Source organism: Blautia sp. MB18-30, from assembly GCF_023669475.1.
GTDB lineage: Bacteria > Bacillota > Clostridia > Lachnospirales > Lachnospiraceae > Blautia_A > Blautia_A fusiformis.
The window spans coordinates 1-588 of sequence record NZ_JAMOYY010000104.1 but is presented as its reverse complement, the minus strand read 5'-3'; the positions used below and the strand labels follow the sequence as shown (position 1 = coordinate 588).

Sequence of the window (588 nt, the reverse complement as noted above, 5' to 3'; positions counted from 1 at the left end):
TGTTTGATCCAACTGTTCCAACAACATTTACACTTGCAAAAAGGATATAATCTTCTTTATCTCTTACACATAAAAACATTAATACTACAGAAATTATTTTAAACAACAAATTTCTATATGTAATATATCCATATTCTTCAATGGCCTGATAAAACCATTCCATTCCTACAGCTGTTAATCCAATAGAAATAGATGATATACAAATAATGGTTCTTCTTTCTAATAACTTAGGTACATTAAATGTTGCTATTAATAAAACTGAATATGCCAATAATGTCATAAAAATACTGATAAATAGTAATTCTTGAACGGTTTTACTTAATTTTTCTTTATCATCTCTACATTGCGCACAGATACGAACTCCATACGTTGGAATTCCTAATGTAGCAATCATAGAAAAGTAACTCACCAGCGAACTTGCAAAAGAAACTTGTCCATTTCCTGCTGCTCCCAAAACACGTGATACATATGGAAACGTAATCAATGGAAAAATAAACGCCGATACTTTTAGGATACAATTCATAATAAAATTATATTTTATTGAATGAACTTTTCTCATTTTTTCACCTATCGCTTTTTCTATTATAT

At 28.7% G+C, this 588-nt stretch carries 1 protein-coding gene; it reads right to left on the bottom strand.

Translation table 11 applies throughout. The features are described from left to right. Positions 1 to 559, bottom strand: a 559-nt coding sequence (locus tag NCY57_RS16730; protein WP_250789884.1) for an oligosaccharide flippase family protein, incomplete at its 3' end; no start/stop codon positions are given. Positions 560 to 588: the final 29 nt, after the last annotated feature.